This is a genomic window from Flavobacterium sp. GNP010 (assembly GCF_056428945.1).
The window spans coordinates 67,021-85,422 of sequence record NZ_JBWJVK010000002.1 but is presented as its reverse complement, the minus strand read 5'-3'; the positions used below and the strand labels follow the sequence as shown (position 1 = coordinate 85,422).

Annotated in this window: 13 protein-coding genes; all 13 read left to right on the top strand. The window is 33.0% G+C overall.

What is annotated here, in order from left to right:
• Positions 1-7: 7 nt before the first annotated feature.
• Positions 8-2,839: an excinuclease ABC subunit UvrA gene (uvrA, locus tag AC061C_RS01090; RefSeq protein WP_478289663.1), complete on the top strand. Its 2,832-nt coding sequence runs from the start codon at positions 8-10 to the stop codon at positions 2,837-2,839.
• 160 nt (positions 2,840-2,999) lie between these two features.
• Positions 3,000-3,425, top strand: coding sequence for an endonuclease domain-containing protein (locus AC061C_RS01085; protein ID WP_478289662.1), 426 nt, complete (start codon positions 3,000-3,002; stop codon positions 3,423-3,425).
• A 285-nt stretch (positions 3,426-3,710) separates the two neighbouring features.
• The gene (locus AC061C_RS01080; protein WP_478289661.1) at positions 3,711-4,439 is read left to right on the top strand and encodes an LOG family protein; all 729 of its coding nucleotides are present in this window, start codon (positions 3,711-3,713) and stop codon (positions 4,437-4,439) included.
• A 161-nt stretch (positions 4,440-4,600) separates the two neighbouring features.
• Entirely contained in the window at positions 4,601-7,372 is a 2,772-nt protein-coding gene (locus tag AC061C_RS01075; RefSeq protein ID WP_478289660.1) for a gluzincin family metallopeptidase, read from the top strand.
• Positions 7,373-7,558: 186 nt separating this feature from the next.
• On the top strand, positions 7,559-9,967 hold the full coding sequence (locus AC061C_RS01070; protein ID WP_478289659.1) for an alpha-ketoacid dehydrogenase subunit alpha/beta: 2,409 nt from the start codon (positions 7,559-7,561) through the stop codon (positions 9,965-9,967).
• A 170-nt stretch (positions 9,968-10,137) separates the two neighbouring features.
• Complete coding sequence (locus AC061C_RS01065; RefSeq protein WP_417978697.1) at positions 10,138-10,431, top strand: putative quinol monooxygenase; 294 nt, start codon at positions 10,138-10,140, stop codon at positions 10,429-10,431.
• A 160-nt stretch (positions 10,432-10,591) separates the two neighbouring features.
• Positions 10,592-11,269: a peptidoglycan DD-metalloendopeptidase family protein gene (locus AC061C_RS01060; RefSeq protein ID WP_478289658.1), complete on the top strand. Its 678-nt coding sequence runs from the start codon at positions 10,592-10,594 to the stop codon at positions 11,267-11,269.
• 1 nt (position 11,270) lies between these two features.
• Positions 11,271-11,741: a hypothetical protein gene (locus AC061C_RS01055; RefSeq protein ID WP_478289657.1), complete on the top strand. Its 471-nt coding sequence runs from the start codon at positions 11,271-11,273 to the stop codon at positions 11,739-11,741.
• Between the two features lie 353 nt (positions 11,742-12,094).
• A complete protein-coding gene (locus AC061C_RS01050) occupies positions 12,095-12,646 on the top strand; it encodes a helix-turn-helix domain-containing protein (protein WP_309755739.1) in 552 nt (183 codons plus the stop codon).
• Between the two features lie 224 nt (positions 12,647-12,870).
• Positions 12,871-13,305 (top strand): response regulator, encoded by a 435-nt coding sequence (locus AC061C_RS01045; RefSeq protein ID WP_478289656.1) that lies wholly within the window; start codon positions 12,871-12,873, stop codon positions 13,303-13,305.
• Between the two features lie 90 nt (positions 13,306-13,395).
• Positions 13,396-14,220 (top strand): CheR family methyltransferase, encoded by an 825-nt coding sequence (locus tag AC061C_RS01040; RefSeq protein WP_478289655.1) that lies wholly within the window; start codon positions 13,396-13,398, stop codon positions 14,218-14,220.
• Between the two features lies 1 nt (position 14,221).
• Positions 14,222-14,794: a chemotaxis protein CheB gene (locus AC061C_RS01035; RefSeq protein ID WP_478289654.1), complete on the top strand. Its 573-nt coding sequence runs from the start codon at positions 14,222-14,224 to the stop codon at positions 14,792-14,794.
• A gap of 16 nt (positions 14,795-14,810) precedes the next feature.
• Positions 14,811-18,398 (top strand): response regulator, encoded by a 3,588-nt coding sequence (locus AC061C_RS01030; protein WP_478289653.1) that lies wholly within the window; start codon positions 14,811-14,813, stop codon positions 18,396-18,398.
• Positions 18,399-18,402 lie beyond the last annotated feature (4 nt).

Here is an 18,402-nt window from a genome sequence, read left to right as displayed (position 1 = left end):
AAAAATTATGCTAGACAAAGACAATACCATTGAAGTTCAAGGCGCTCGCGTGCACAACTTAAAAAATATAGATGTTTCCATTCCAAGAGAAAAACTGGTTGTAATTACCGGTCTTTCGGGTTCTGGGAAATCCTCCTTAGCTTTTGATACCATATATGCCGAAGGGCAACGCCGTTATGTAGAAACGTTTTCGGCTTATGCGCGTCAGTTTTTGGGTGGTTTAGAAAGACCAGATGTTGATAAAATTGACGGACTTTCTCCTGTAATTGCTATTGAACAAAAAACGACTAGTAAAAGTCCGCGTTCCACTGTAGGAACGATTACTGAAATTTATGATTTCTTACGTTTGCTTTATGCACGTGGTGCCGATGCGTACAGTTACAACAGTGGCGAGAAAATGGTTTCTTACTCTGACGAGCAAATCAAAGATTTGATTATTCAGGATTTTTCAGGAAAACGCATCAATATACTAGCGCCTGTGATTCGAGCCAGAAAAGGACATTATGCAGAACTTTTTCAACAAATTGCCAAACAGGGTTTCCTTAAAGTTCGTGTAAACGGTGATGTATTGGATATAACTTTAGGAATGAAATTAGACCGTTACAAAACACACGATATAGAAATTGTTGTGGATAGAATGGTGATTGATGATACTCTAGAAAACGAAAAACGGTTAACAGAAAGCATCAATACGGCCATGAATCAAGGTGAAAATGTATTGATGGTTTTAGACCAAGATTCTAATGAAGTTCGGTTTTTTAGTCGGAATTTGATGTGTCCAAGTACTGGAATATCGTATCAGAATCCGGAACCCAATTTATTTTCTTTCAATTCACCAAAAGGCGCTTGTGACCATTGCAACGGCTTGGGAACGGTAAATGAAATAAACCCAAAGAAGATTATTCCAAATCCAAAATTATCTATAAAAGCAGGTGGTTTTGCTCCATTGGGCGAATACAAAAGCTCTTGGATATTTAAGCAATTAGAAATTATTGGTGAAAAATTTGGCTTCAAATTGACGGATGCAGTTAACACCATTTCGGAGGAAGCTATGGAAATGATTTTGAATGGTGGCAAAGAAAAATTCACCATTAATTCTAAAGATTTAGGAGTTGCGAGAGAATACAAAATTGATTTTGAAGGGATTTCGCATTTCATAAAAAACCAACATGATGAAAGTGGTTCCACAAGCATAAAACGTTGGGCAAAGGAATTTATGGACGAAATAAAATGTCCGGTTTGTGAAGGTTCCCGTTTGAAAAAAGAAGCGCAGTTCTTTAAAATCAATGAAAAAAATATTACCGAACTGTGCGATATGGACATTTCGGATTTGACGGCTTGGTTTCATGATTTAGACAGTCATTTATCTGATAAACAGAAGCGTATTGCGACGGAAGTAATCAAAGAAATTAAGGATCGACTAAACTTTTTGATGAATGTAGGCTTGAATTATTTGGCTTTAAGCCGAAGCTCCAAATCTCTTTCTGGTGGTGAGGCACAACGTATTCGTTTGGCAACTCAAATTGGTTCGCAGTTGGTAGGTGTTTTATATATTTTGGACGAGCCAAGTATTGGTTTACACCAAAGAGATAACGAAAAATTAATTCATTCGCTGGAACAATTACGTGATATTGGAAACTCGGTAATTGTAGTCGAGCATGACAAAGACATGATTGAACGCGCCGATTATGTGATTGACATTGGTCCAAAAGCCGGGAAATACGGTGGTGAAATCATCAGTAAAGGAACACCTGCGGAAATCTTGAAACACCATACTATTACAGCGATGTACATGAATGGCGAAATGAAAATTGAAGTTCCTGCAAAGCGCCGTGAAGGAAATGGAAAATTCCTAAAACTAACCGGAGCAACAGGAAACAACTTAAAAAATGTTTCAATAGAATTGCCTTTGGGCAAAATGATTTGTGTGACGGGAGTTTCAGGAAGTGGAAAATCGACTTTGATCAATGAAACGCTCTACCCTATTTTGAATGCCTTTTATTTTAATGGTGTCAAAAAACCGCAACCGTACAAAAAAATAGAAGGATTGGAACATATTGATAAAGTTATTGATATTGACCAAAGCCCTATTGGTAGAACGCCACGCTCTAATCCTGCCACGTACACCGAAGTTTTTACAGAAATTAGAAATCTGTTTACGATGACCTCTGAAAGTATGATTCGGGGATACAAAGCGGGACGTTTTAGTTTTAATGTAAAAGGCGGACGCTGTGAAACCTGCGAAGGATCTGGTGTTCGAACAATTGAGATGAACTTTTTACCAGATGTGTATGTAGAATGTGAAACGTGCCAAGGAAAACGTTTTAATAGAGAAACATTGGAAATTCGATACAAAGGAAAATCCATTTCGGATGTGTTGAATATGACGGTTGATGAAGCGGTTCCGTTTTTTGAAATGATTCCGAAAATATATAGAAAAGTAAAAACCATACAAGATGTTGGTTTGGGCTACATTACACTTGGCCAACAAAGTACCACACTTTCTGGAGGTGAAGCACAACGAATTAAACTGGCTGGAGAATTGTCTAAAAAAGATACTGGAAATACCTTTTACATCTTAGACGAACCCACAACGGGATTGCATTTTGAGGATATTAGAGTTTTAATGGAAGTGATTAACAAACTGGTCGATAAAGGCAATACGATATTAATTATCGAGCACAATATGGATGTGATTAAACTAGCCGATTACATTATAGACATCGGTCCTGAAGGTGGAAAAGGTGGCGGACAGCTAATTGCCAAAGGAACTCCTGAGGAAGTTGCAAAAAATAAAAAAAGCTATACTGCACAATTTTTAAAGAAAGAGTTGCTGTAATTCCACTCCTTTGGAGGGGTGCCCGCCGCGGCGGGCGGGGTGGTTTTTAAATATTTTAATTTTTGCAAAAAATAGCTTTTTTATATAAATTGACGTCTTGTAATGGCACCAACTAAATTGTAACCTTTACTATCAAGGGAATGTGAAAAAAGCAAATCGTATGGAAAGTACTCGCGAGATAACTGCATCTATAAATTCACAACCCATTTATAGAAATTTCATCGAAAACTTACCCTACAACATAAACTTAAAATCTAGGGCTAGAGCACTGCGCAAAGCAGGAGTGCTATCAGAAGTAATTTTTTGGTTGCAAGTTCATAAAGGTATATTTTGGAAAATAGATTTTGACAGACAAAGAATTATAGGTAACTACATAGTAGATTTTTATGTAAAAACCTTAGGGTTGGTAATCGAAATTGACGGTTCAAGCCATGACAATAAAGAACAATACAACCAAAAAAGAGAAGAATATCTACTATCTTTAGGATTAAAGGTGTATCGAATATCTGATTTAAGGATAAAACATGATTTGAATAATGTGATGAAGGAGCTAGAGCAATATATTGTTGTAGAATTTGGTAATTAAGCTATTAACTTTTGAAAATGTAGGACTAAAAACCACCCCACCCTGCGGGCACCCCTCCAAAAGAGGGGAATAAAAAGTTAGAAAATTGTCGCAATAGTAACTTTAGATAAAAAACTACATGAACCGTTCTTTACAGTTATAAAAAAGGATTACTTTAGTAGGCTTGATTTTTAGCCCTGATGGAAGTGGCATCCTTTTTATTTTTTTCTTTAAAAAATAAAAAGATAAAACGGACAGCAGGATAAAGCTCCAAAAAAAATAGAATAGATAATTAAAATACAGCATATGAGATTAGAAGATTTTGACAATGACGAGGATAAAGTAATCCAAGACCGATTAAAACAAAAGACTTGGAACGAGATTAGAACCAATGACAGTTGGGCCATTTTTAAAATCATGGCCGAGTTTGTTAATGGGTATGAAAGTATGGGACGTATAGGTCCGTGTGTGAGTATTTTTGGTTCTGCTAGAACAAAACCCGAAGATAAATATTATTTATTAGCAGAAAAAATTGCTTATAAAATCAGTAAAGCTGGTTATGGTGTGATTACCGGCGGTGGACCGGGAATTATGGAAGCCGGGAATAAAGGCGCACATCTAGGTGGCGGAACTTCGGTAGGATTGAATATTGAACTGCCGTTTGAGCAGCATTACAACCCGTATATTGACAACGATAAAAATTTAAATTTTGATTATTTCTTTGTTCGAAAAGTAATGTTTGTCAAATATTCGCAAGGATTTGTGGTGATGCCCGGAGGTTTTGGAACTATGGATGAATTGTTTGAAGCCATGACCTTAATACAAACAAAAAAAATTGCTAAATTCCCAATTATATTAGTCGGATCCAGTTTTTGGTCTGGATTAATGGATTGGATAAAAACCGTTTTGGTAGAAAGAGAACACACCGTAAGTGCCGAGGATTTGAATTTATTTAAAATTGTAGATACTGAAGATGAAGTGGTTGACGTCCTCGATAAGTTTTATAAAAAGTATAATTTATCTCCAAATTTCTAACAAATAAGCTGTCTCAATCGACAGCTTTTTTTTGTGGTAATTTTTTTTCCAATTCTAATCTAAAAAAAAGTATATTTATTTTTTAATATAATTTATCCAAGCACTTGAATCTACTTTTTAAAATTACGATATATATCTTTCTTGTATTATTTTCAATAAAAATGCAAGCACAACATCATTCTAAAATGGTAGTTGAACTGAATTCCAGTACTAAAACAATACGTACACAGCAAGAAATTACATTTTTTAATCAATCGAATGACACTTTGACGTCGATTGTTTTAAACGATTGGAACAACGCCTATTCTAATAAAAACACACCACTAGCCAAACGTTTTTCGGATGAATTTTATAGAGGTTTCCATTTGGCCAAAGAGGAAGAACGAGGAAGTACCACAAATATCTCTATTTTGGATGCAAATAAAATGGATTTATCTTGGGAAAGAACCGAGAAAAATCCCGATTTAATTGAAATTAAATTGAAAGAAAAACTACTTCCCAATCAGAAAATCACCTTATTTCTCTCGTACTTGACTAAAATTCCTAGTGATAAGTTTACAAAATACGGATATAGTTCTAATGGAGTTATTACTCTAAAAAACTGGTTTTTGACTCCAGCCCGTTATGAAAATCATCAATTTATAAGATACAGCAATATTAATTTAGATGATATTGCTAATGCTACCACTAGTTTTCAAATTGAATTAAATATTCCTAAAAACTTAGAAGCTATTTCTGATTTAAATATCAGTAAATCAGTTAATTACGCAACGTTTACAAGTTGTCAATTATCAGGCGAAAATAGAACCAATTTCAATCTTATCATTGAACCTAAATTAAATTTTGAAAGTTTTAAAAATAGCAGTGTAGAAGTATTGAATAATTTAAAAAATAATAAGTTAGACGCCATTCAAAAAGCAATTGTAATAGATCGAGTTGTGAATTTTGCAAACGAATTAATAGGCAAATATCCTCACGACAAAATTATCGTTTCGCAGACAGATTATGACAGAAATCCGTTTTATGGTTTGAATCAATTGCCAGCGTTTATCAGTCCGTTTCCAGATGAATTTATTTTTGAAATTAAATTCCTGAAAACCTATCTTAATGAATATCTTAAAACTAGTTTAAAATTAGACCCAAGAAAAGACAACTGGATCTATGATGGTTTGCAGGTATATGCCATGATGAAATATATGGATGAAAATCACCCTGAAGCTAAAATGATGGGCAGCCTATCTAATATGCGTCTTTTAAATAGTTTTAATATTGCTAATATTAGTTTTAATGAGCAATACAGTTATTTTTATATGTTAATGGCGCGAAGAAATTTGGATCAGCCACTTGGAGATTCAAAGAATACTTTGATCAAATTCAATGAACAAATAGCCAGTAAATATAGATCTGGTTTGAGTTTGCGATTTCTAGATTCCTATGCACAAAAAAATGTTGTACCTAACAGCATCAAACAATTTTATATTCAAAATCAGGTCAAACAAGTTTCTAGAATAGATTTTGAAACCATACTAAAATCAAATACAGATAAAGATATTAATTGGTTTTTTAAAACGATTATTGATTCCAGAGACATTATAGATTATAAATTTTCTAGTGTAGCAAAAACCAATGACAGCATCACTTTCTCAATAAAAAATCGTACAGGAACTCTAATTCCAATCCCCGTTTATGGTACAAAAAAAGGTACTGTAGTTTTTAAAGAATGGTTGGATATAACAACACGTGATAGCACTTTTACGCTAAAGAGAAATGGGGCAGATAAAATAATTTTGAATCTAAAAAATGAGGTTCCCGAATTTAATTTAAGAAATAACTGGAAAAAACTAAATGGTTTTTTTCCGAATAATAGACCCATAAAGTTTGTTTTTATGAAGGATTTAGAAGATCCCTATTACAATCAAATATTGTATGTCCCCTCCATTTCTTATAACTTGTATGATGGAATAACACCCGGATTGCGATTGCATAATAAAACAATTCTCGATAAACCCTTTACTTTTGATATTAATCCATCCTATTCTACTAGGTCTAATAACGTATCAGGATCAGGTTCAATTGCAGTAAATCAAAATTATCGAAACAGTACCTTATTTAATGTGAGGTATTCCATGAGTGGTTCTTACTTTCATTATGCACAAGATGCTTCCTATCTTAAACTAAATCCAATGGTTCAATTGCGCATCCGAGAGCCTAATTTTAGAGACAATAGAAAACAATTAATTTTATTTAGACAAGTGCTAGTAAATCGGGAAAAGAGCGCTTTTGTAATTGACAACGGACCTGCCAACTACTCTATTTTTAATGCGCGGTATTTAAACACCAAAACCGAGGTTACAAATCATTTTAATTTTAATACTGATGTTCAAATATCAGGTGAGTTTGGAAAAATAAATGGCGAAATTGAATACAGAAAGCTTTTTGAAAACAACCGCCAAATTAATTTACGCTTCTATGCTGGAAGTTTCTTGTACAATAAAACTGCATCTGATTTTTTTAGTTATGCAGCAGACCGACCTACTGATTACTTGTTTGATTATAACTATTTAGGACGTTCAGAAAGTACTGGTTTATATAGTCAACAATTCATTTTGGCAGAAGGTGGTTTTAAATCAAAAATAAAAACACCTTATGCAAATCAATGGATTAGCAGTTTAAATGCTAGTGTGAGTATTTGGAATTGGATTGAAATTTATGGAGATGTTGGATTGCTAAAAAATAAAAACCAAAAAGAGCAGTTTATTTACGACAGTGGCGTAAGACTGAATCTGGTAACAGACTACTTTGAGCTGTATTTTCCGGTATATTCTTCCAATGGATGGGAAATAGCACAAAATAATTACAACGAGAAAATACGATTCATAGTAACGTTCTCTCCTAAAACATTAATCAATCTTTTTAATCGAAAATGGTTCTAATTCAATATAGATTTTAATTATTTTTTAAATTATTCTCATTAATACGGTATAAAAATTACACATGTAAAAAAAATACAGTTCATTTTATTAGAATTAATTACTAAATTTTAATTTTATTTTTTTAGAGAATTATGAAAATAACTAGTTTTTAAGTAAATTTGCCTTAATAAGTTATACTTTTCAATTATGATAAAAGAACAAACCAATACTACATTGACATTTGAAGATTTCAAAACCGAAGTACTGAGTGACTACACGTTAGCAATAACGAGTAGAGAATGCAGCCTTTTGGGACGTAAAGAAGTATTGACTGGAAAAGCTAAATTTGGCATTTTTGGTGATGGGAAAGAAGTACCACAACTAGCCATGGCAAAAGCCTTCAAGAATGGTGACTTCCGATCTGGTTACTACCGCGACCAAACTTTTATGATGGCAATTGGAGAGTTGACAATGCAACAATTTTTTGCTGGTTTGTATGGTCATACTGATGTGGTACAAGAACCTATGTCTGCAGGAAGGCAAATGGGTGGCCACTTTGCTACTCATAGTTTAAATGAAGATGGAAGCTGGAAAAACTTGACACAACAAAAAAATTCAAGTTCAGATATATCGCCAACGGCAGGACAAATGCCAAGATTATTAGGACTTGCCCAAGCCTCCAAGATATACAGACAAATTTCTGGAATTCCTAATGCTGCAAATTTCTCTGATCAAGGAAATGAAATTGCTTGGGGAACCATAGGTAACGCCAGTACATCCGAAGGATTGTTTTTTGAAACCATAAACGCTGCAGGTGTATTACAAGTACCAATGGTTATGAGTGTTTGGGATGACGAATACGGAATTTCTGTACATGCAAAGCACCAAACAACCAAAGAAAATATTTCAGAGATTCTAAAAGGATATCAGAGAGAAGATGGGACCAATGGTTATGAAATATTGAGAGTTAAAGGTTGGGATTACGCAGACTTAGTAGCTACTTATGAGAAAGCAGCTGCAATTGCTCGTGAAAACCACGTTCCTGTTTTGATCCATGTCAACGAATTAACCCAGCCACAAGGACATTCAAGTTCTGGATCTCACGAACGATATAAAGATGCCAATCGTTTGGCTTGGGAAAGAGATTTCGATTGTATTCGCCAAATGAAACTATGGATGATCGCCATCAACATTGCCTCTCCCGAGGAAATTGATGCTATTGATGCTAATGCTAAAAAAGAAGTTTTAGAAGCTAAAAAAGCGGCATGGAATGCATTTATAGAACCTATTGTTGAAGAACAAAAACAACTAGTTGGATTGCTAGAAAAGCTAGCTGCAACAAGTAAAAATAAAGATCGTATTGTACAATTTATCACCGATTTAAAAGGGATTAAATCACCTTTGAAAAAGGAAATTTTGGTTGTAGCACGTAAAGTATTGCGATTAATTCAAAATGAAAACGGTAAAGAAGAACTATCTCAATGGATTAGTTCGTACACTACAAAAACACAAGAAAAATTTAGCAGCAATCTTTTTTCAGAAACCGATTTAAATGTTTTTTCTGTAGAAAAAGTATTACCTGAATATCCAGAAAATGCAAAAGAAGATACTGATGGACGTATGATTTTACGCGATAATTTTGATGCTATTTTTACCAAATATCCCGAAACACTAATCTTTGGTGAGGATGCAGGAGCTATTGGTGACGTAAACCAAGGACTGGAAGGAATGCAAGAAAAATACGGTGAGTTACGCGTTGCCGATGTGGGAATACGTGAGGCTACTATATTAGGACAAGGAATTGGTATGGCTTTGCGTGGCTTGCGACCAATTGCTGAAATACAGTATTTAGATTATTTATTGTATGCGATACAAATCATGAGTGATGACTTAGCTACACTCAGATACCGAACTGTAGGCAAACAAAAAGCACCATTAATTATACGAACACGTGGCCATCGTTTAGAGGGAATTTGGCATTCTGGATCTCCTATGGGAATGATCATCAACGCAATAAGAGGGATTCATGTCTTAGTACCTAGAAATATGACGCAAGCAGCTGGTTTTTATAATAGTTTGCTCGAATGTGATGAACCGGCTTTGGTAATCGAATGCTTGAATGGGTACCGATTGAAAGAAAAAATGCCATTGAACTACGGTGAGTTTAAAACGCCAATTGGTGTTGTAGAAACACTAAAAGAAGGAACAGACATTACATTAGTTTCCTATGGATCTACATTGCGCTTAGTTCAGCAAGCAGCAAATGAACTCTTAGAAGTAGGTATCGATTGTGAGATTATCGACTTACAATCATTGCTCCCATTTGATGTGAACCAAGATGTTGTAAAAAGTATTGCTAAAACAAATCGCCTATTAGTAATTGACGAAGATGTTCCTGGTGGAGCTTCAGCTTATATTTTACAACAAATCATAGAACAACAAGACGCCTACAATTATTTAGACAGCAAACCACAAACTTTGACTGCAAAAGCCCATAGACCTGCTTATGGGACAGACGGAGATTATTTCTCTAAACCTTCATCTGAAGACATTTTTGAAAAAGTTTATGAAATGATGAATGAAGTAAATCCTGTTAAGTTTCCTAGTTTATATTAGTTTAGACCACATTAATAATGAATGATCCTAACTGGCAACAGTTAGGATTTTTTATGGCTACCTCTATCTGATTTGGAGTCATATAAAGCATAAATATAGTAGTAAACAAAAGTTAAACTATTTCAATCTGATAAGGATTAATTGTATTTTTAAGTTCTAAAAAAAACACAATGGAAAAATATGCCTTATTAGCTCGACTAGAAGCTAAACCTGGAAAAGAAGAGGAAGTTGCTGCATTTTTAAAAAGCGCGTTACCACTAGTTTTGGACGAGCCAGAAACAGTAAATTGGTACGGTTGGCAAATAGGAACTTCTACTTTTGGAATTTTTGATACTTTTGAAACAGAAGAAGGAAGAAAAGCACATCTTGAGGGCAAAATTGCTGAGGCATTGATGGCAAATGCTGGCACCCTACTCTCTAAAGATCCAGTAATTGAATTTGTAGCGTTATTAGCTGTAAAATAACTGCTAGCTTTTTTTTGAAAAGTGAAATGTAAATAACGTTCTCACTTAAAAAGGAGAAAAATGATAGATTAGAAAAGTAAATTAACTAAATAATGCCAACGTAATCTCTTTATGTTGGCATTATTATTTTAATTTAGTGTTTTAAAAAAATAAATTATAAATGAAAGTACTAGAAAATATATTACAAAACCTTGAAAATGTTAAAATTATAGATGCTACAATTGATTATAATCAATATATTCCATTGGATATTTCTATAAATAATGAAATTTTTAAAAAACAAAACATAGATAATGCTACTGATTTTGAAACTTATATAGAAAATTATTTAAGTGAAAATAATGCAAAAGTGGCTTTTGGGGGGTACAATGAAATTAGAAATTTGTACAAACGAAGTGGGATTTTCAACGATACAACAACTGAAGAGCGAAACATACACATTGGATTAGACTTATGGATAAAAGCAGGTACTGCCGTTCTAGCAGCTGTAGATGGTTTTGTTCATAGTTTTAATTATAATACTGGATTAGGAGACTACGGTCCTACAATTATTTTAGAACATAAAATTGAAGATCATAAATTTTATACTTTATATGGGCATTTGTCGTTAGAAAGTATTGATGGAATTGAGATTGGCACCGTTTTTCTAAAAGGTCAAAAAATAGCGACTTTAGGTGATGCATCGGTAAATGGAGATTACGCGCCTCATTTGCATTTTCAAATTATTGCCGACATCTCAAACTCATTTGGAGATTATCCTGGAGTTTGTAGTAAAAGTAATTTGGCATTTTATCTAAAAAATTGTCCAGATCCTAACTTATTATTAAAAATTACTTAAAATGAAAAAAATACTTATTGTATTCAGTCTGTTACTGCTTATTGGTTGTAAATCAAAAAAAACAGCCGTAGAGGAACCCAAAAAAGCTAATTTTGAAAAAATTAGTTTTACAGAAATAGATGATTTACAAAAAGATAAAGCGTACGACTTGGGTAAGAGAGTTTTGATGACTTGTAATACATCAAAGTTTAAACCGTTTAATACAACTGAGGCAACAGCATCCGTTATACAAAACACAACAGAGGAACGCTTGACAAAAACCTGTACTCGATTTCGTCAATATTATGGCACTTTCAAAGATTTAGAACTCGTTGAAGTGTATAAAAACAATTACGATAAAACAACAATTTTTAGATACAAAGCGATGTATTCAAAAAAAGTAGCCAATAAAGAACTTCGTGTTTCAATGAATGTAGAAAATAAAGTTACAGCTATTAAATCTCTCGATTGGGTAGATTCTTTTTCAAAATAAATACTGTACTATAAAATACGAGTGCAAAACAACGTATTGATTAGTAATTGTATAAATAATTATTTTTAATTGTTAAAAAACATTCTTGATGCAACACTAAATTCTATTAAATGCTATCTGCCTTGTTTTGTTGTCAAAGTATTTACCGCTTATGTTTCATCTTGATTTAAAATAGTTTATCAAAAGCAGTTGCATTTCGTTAGTAAATCTTAATACTATTGGTACAATTCTGTTGTTAACAATCTGTGAATTTTGTAAATTATTCTTAAAGTTATGTAAGTCATTTTAATGCCTTATTTTAGAAATTTACATAATCTGTTAAAAAAATAAATTTGAAACTATACATTAAATACATGGTAAGCAATCGCTGCAAAATGGCGGTTAAAGAAGAGTTAAAAAAACTCCATTTACACTATATGGTTGTCGATTTAGGCGAGGTTGAAATCATGGAAAACATAACTATGGATCAACGTCTTCAATTAAAATCGGCTCTTTTAGACTCTGGATTAGAATTAATGGATGATAAAAAATCCATGCTAATCGAGAAGATCAAAAATGTAATCATTCAAATGGTTCATCACTCGACAGAAAATATAAAAATTAATTTTTCTGATTATCTGAGTCAACAATTGAATCATGATTACACCTATCTCTCCAACTTATTTTCAGAAGTTCAAGGTACTACAATCGAGCAATTTATTATTTCTCATAAAACGGAAAGAATAAAAGAATTGATTATTTATGGTGAATTGAACATTACTGAAATTGCTTGGAAAATGAACTACAGCAGTGTAGCGCACTTATCAAGCCAATTTAAAAAAGTTACTGGATTATCTCCGTCACATTTTAAACAACTAAAAGACAAAAGACGGAATCCAATAGAGGAAATTGGTCTTAAAAAATAGTTTGATTTTTTTATGGAAAAGTAAAAAATCATTAAACTATAAAGATATTTAAGTACAAAAATGCTCGATTTCGTATTTACTACAAAGTAGATAACTAGGTTCATTAATTTCGTAGATTTCAAAATTGTCGAAATTTTATTTTAGTACTTCTATAATTATATTGAAAACAAACAAAAGTTGCATAATTAGCAAAAAAAATACACTTATAATAAAAATACCATATAATGGAAAATGAAACTAAAGTAAAGATCTTCCTAGTAGACGATGACGCACTATTTTTAAAATCTTTAGAAATTGATTTTTTAGACAATGCCGATTTTTTAATTGAAACATACCCCACTGGAGAATTATGTATTGCGAATTTATCAAATAATCCAGATGTTGTCATATTAGATTATCAACTTGATGGAATTGTAGTCAATGCAATGAATGGACTTGAAACCTTAGATAAGGTGAAAGAGTTTAATCCTGAAATTCCTGTAATTATGCTGTCCTCTCAGGATAAAATAGAAGTTGCTATTAACTGTATGCATCATAAAGCTTTTGATTATGTGGTAAAGAGTGAAACTGCTTTTGTTCGTTTACAAAAAATTATAACCTCAATTTTTCAGTATCAAAAAATGCAAAAAGAATTGAACTGGTACATGGATCGCATGTAAAATAGGCTTTATACAAAAAGCATATTTTAATTTTATTTAGATGAATATCATCCCGGGATTTGGTTGAAATAAAACCAAAAATATTTATAAATGCACCATACAAATACATCAGATCTCGAAATTTCATTGTTGTTAGAAGCCATCTTTAGGAAATATGGTTATGATTTCAGAGAATATTCTCAAGCTCATATTAGACGAAGGATTACCAATAGAATGAATATTTCGGGTATTAAAGATATAGCTCAAATGCAATCAATGGTTTTAAATGATGATCTATTCGTCTCAGAACTTTTGCAGGATTTATCAATTACAGTAACCGAAATGTTTAGGGATCCCGTTTTTTACAAGTCTTTGCGAGAAAAAGTAATTCCCATCTTAAAAACATACCCATTCATAAAAATATGGCATGCAGGTTGCGCCTCTGGTGAAGAAGCATATTCTATGGCTATTTTATTACAAGAAGAAGGTTTGTATGACCGAACTACAATATACGCTACTGATTTTAACCAATCAGCTTTGAATAGTGCCAAAGAAGGTATTTTTTCTAATAAATTAATAAAAGAATATACAGCAAATTACCAATTATCTGGCGGTAAAGAATCGTTCTCAAATTATTATACTTCTCATTATGATAATGTAATTATGAACCAATCATTAAAAAAAAATATTGTTTGGGCCAATCATAATTTAGTAACAGACAGCGTTTTTGCTGAAGTGAATTTATTGTTGTGTCGGAATGTGTTAATTTATTTTAATCAAAATTTGCAAAATAAAGTTCAGACACTTTTCTATGATAGTTTAATTAATGGAGGTATTTTAGCTTTAGGTTCTAAGGAAAGTATCCAGTTTACAGATTACTTTGCGCACTACAGTGAGTTAGACCCCAAGCAACGTATTTTCAAAAAAAAATACTAAAATGCAGTACCAAGCAATTGTAATAGGCGTTTCGTCGGGTGGTATGAGTGCTTTGAAAATTATATTTTCAGCTTTACCTGTTGATTTTTGTTTACCAATAATTATAGTACAACATTTAGGACCACACTCCGATAGCGAATGGATTAAAATTTTGAATTCAAAATATCTAATTCAAATTAAAGAAGCAGATGAAAAAGAAAAAATTGAAAAAGGAACTATTTACATCGCACCGCCCAATTACCATTTGCTCATTGAAAAAAACAAAACTTTTTCGCTTACTATTGATGAACGCGTAAATTTTGCCAGACCTTCTATTGATGTATTGTTTGAATCTGCTGCCGAAGCCTATAAAAACACATTGATTGGTATCATTTTAACAGGTGCTAATCATGATGGCGCAAAAGGTCTTAAAAAGATAAAGGATTATGGAGGTCTTGCAGTTGTTCAAGATCCAGAAACAGCTGAATCAGCTTACATGCCTCGATCGGCAATTGCAGCCGTTACTCCTGATTATTTGGGAACAATAGAAGGTATAGCAGATTATATAATACAAATTGCACAACAAAAAAGTTAATAAATTACATCAAAAAATGAATATGACTCTTGATAAAAAAATAGCAACAGGGTTTATTGCTTGCGCAATGGTACTTTTAGGTGTTGCCATTTTCTCTTTTAAAAATACTGAAAAATTTATTGCCTCTACTATCTTGGTCAACCATTCTAATTCAGTATTGTACGAATTTGAACAAATTTTAATGTTAACCGTTGATGCAGAAACTGGTGTACGAGGATTTATTATTACAGGTAATGATGATTTCTTAGAAACTTTTACAACATCAAACCTCAAAGTAAATGAGGAACTTGCTAAATTAAAGGAACTAACAAAGGACAATCCTTCACAGCAAAATAATGTTGCAGAGCTTAACAATGAAATTAAAATGCGTTTTGCTAATCTTAAAAACTGCATTACACTTCGACGAATAGATTATGAAAAAGCACAGCAATTTGTAGCATCAGGTGAAGGAAAACAAATTCAAGATGAAATAAGAAATATAGTAAATAAAGCACAGGAAAGTGAGACCATCTTGCTTAGCCAGAGGATACAAGCCACTGATGAAGAAGCTAGTAAATTCAATTTTGTTTTTGTGATTCTGTTACTAATAATAGCACTAATTCTGATTGTAATTTACAATATAGTAAGTGCAAATTTAAAGGCACTTAAAGCCTCTCAACTAGAAAATGATAGTAAAAACTGGTTTCTTCTAGGTAATGCAGCATTGAATGAAAAGCTTTTGGGAACCCAAAACATAACTGAATTGGCCAATAATACCATCAGCTTTTTATGTACTTACCTGAAAGCCAATATAGGAGCTCTATATTTACTAGATGAAACAGAAAAAACACTTGTGTTAAGTGGGAAATTTGCTTTTACTCCTGCAAAAAAAACTAAAGAATATTTTAAATTGAATGAAGGTCTAATAGGACAAGCTGCATGGGAACAAAAACAAATTGTTTTTGACACTACCGCAGAGGATCAAATTCGTGTTACCTCTACAGTACTAGATGCCCAACCCAAAAGTATATTGATTACTCCTTTTATATTAGACAATAAAACAATAGGTGTTATAGAAATAGGTAAGTTTACTGATTTTAGCGAAACCGAAAAGGAATTTGTCACAGTTTCTATGAGTAGCATTGCAATTAGTGTAAATACCGTTCTACAATCAGAGGAAAAAGAAAAAAGAGCTGCAGAATTAGCTATAGCCAACAGCGAATTAGCATTTCAAAATGAAGAAAAAGAAAAAAGAGCTTCAGAATTAGGAATTGCTGTTAAAGAACTTGCGTTCCAAAATGAAGAAAAAGAAAAAAGAGCTGCTGAATTAGGAATTGCTATTAAAGAACTTGCGTTCCAAAATGAAGAAAAAGAAAAAAGAGCCGCTGAATTGCATACTGCCAATAAAGAACTATCCAATCAAGCGGGAGAACTTCAGATTCAACAGGAGGAACTTAGACAATTGAATGAAGAACTAGAACAACAAACACAAAATTTGAAGCAACAGCAAGAGGAATTGCAAATGACGAATGACGAGTTAGAAGAACAAACTCAATCCCTAGAAGAAAAAAATAAAGAAGTTGAAGCATCAAAAAGTAGTATTGAACAAAAAACAAGACAACTTGAAATAAGCAGCAAATACAAATCAGAATTTTTGGCAAACATGTCACATGAGTTGCGAACACCACTCAATAGTTTGCTTATTTTATCCAAAGATTTATCAGAAAACAGGAAGAAAAACTTAGATGATGTACAGGTAGAAAGTGCTGAAATTATTTATAAAAGCGGTCATGATCTTCTAATTTTAATTAATGAAGTACTAGATCTTTCTAAAATTGAGGCTGGAAAAATGTCTGTAAATGTTGAAAGGATACCAATTATAAATCTCACTGCTGAACTACTTCAAAATTTTAAACATTTAGCAGAGCAAAAAGGATTGCTTCTTAGTTGTGAGATAGCTGAAAATGTACCCGAATTCATTACAACTGATTCGCAACGTTTAAATCAAATATTAAAAAACTTACTCTCTAATGCGATCAAATTTACAAAGAAAGGCAGTGTTACCATTCATGTAAAACCCGATACAGACAAATCAATAAATATTTCAGTTACTGATACTGGTATTGGTATCGCTAAGGACAAACAAGCAGCCATTTTTGAAGCTTTTCAGCAAGCCGAAGGAGGAACTTCTAGAAAATATGGTGGTACAGGATTAGGACTTTCTATATCACGCGAGTTAGCAAAATTATTAGAAGGTAAGATTACTGTTTCTAGTAGTCTAAATCATGGTGCTACTTTCTCATTGGTGCTTCCACTTGCCATTCAGCCTGAAATGGAACTATCTAATTCTTTACCCATACAACCAAGACAGTATATTCCGATAGATAAAAATGAAACTACTTTTCTGAATTATGCTACCATTCCAGACGATAGGGCAAACCTAAGTCCTACAGATAAAGTGGTGCTAATTATTGAAGATGATCCAAATTTTGCCCACATACTTTTAAAACAAGCCAATATAAAAGGTTTTAAATGCTTGACAGCTGCTACTGGTGAAGATGGGCTTGTACTGGCCTCTAAATTCAATCCGCAAGCCATTATTTTGGATATGGGTTTACCAGGAATATCAGGTAAACAGGTGTTGCAAGAGCTAAAATCAAATACATCCGTACGACACATACCGGTACATATTATTTCTGCAAATGATCGATCGCTAGAGCCAATACGCGAGGGAGCTGTAGAATATTTAATAAAACCAATATCTAAAGATGCCCTTGATGACGCCTTCAATCGCATAGAAAATTTCGCTAATAGAAAAATAAAAAATCTATTAATCATCGAAGATAATGAGAATGCTAGAAAAGCCATGAAAATACTCATTGGTACTGGTGACGTACAATGTTTCGAAGCTGAAACTGGTGCAGTTGCTCTGGAACTATATGAGAAACATGAAATAGATTGTGTGATTCTGGACATTGGTTTACCAGATATGAGTGGCTTTGAGCTTATTCAAAAATTAGAGGCTATAAAAGGGCATAACATGCCTCCTATTGTTGTTTACACAGGAAAAGAACTCTCTAAAGAAGAAAATGATTTACTGCATAAATATGCTGAAAGTATAATTATAAAAGGGGTAAAATCAGAGGAGCGTTTGCTCGATGAAACGGCACTTTTTCTGCATCGTACAATAAACAACTTACCAAAATCCAAACAAAAAATGATTACTAGCATACACGACAAGGATGCTATATTTCATGCTAAAAAAATACTTCTAGTAGACGATGACATGCGAAATATTTTTGCGTTATCAAAAATTTTACAAGAACGTGAAATCGTAGTGATCAAGTCAGAAAACGGTAAGAATGCACTAGAAATGTTGGAGCTACATCCAGATATAGACCTCGTATTAATGGACATTATGATGCCAGAAATGGACGGTTATGAAGCTATGAAACGAATTCGCTCTCAAATTAAATTCAAAAGATTACCTGTAATTGCATTAACTGCAAAAGCAATGAAAGATGACAAACAAAAATGTATCGACGCCGGAGCAAACGATTACATTACAAAACCAATAGATGTAGACCGACTTTTATCATTAATGCGTGTTTGGTTAAGTAAATAATTTA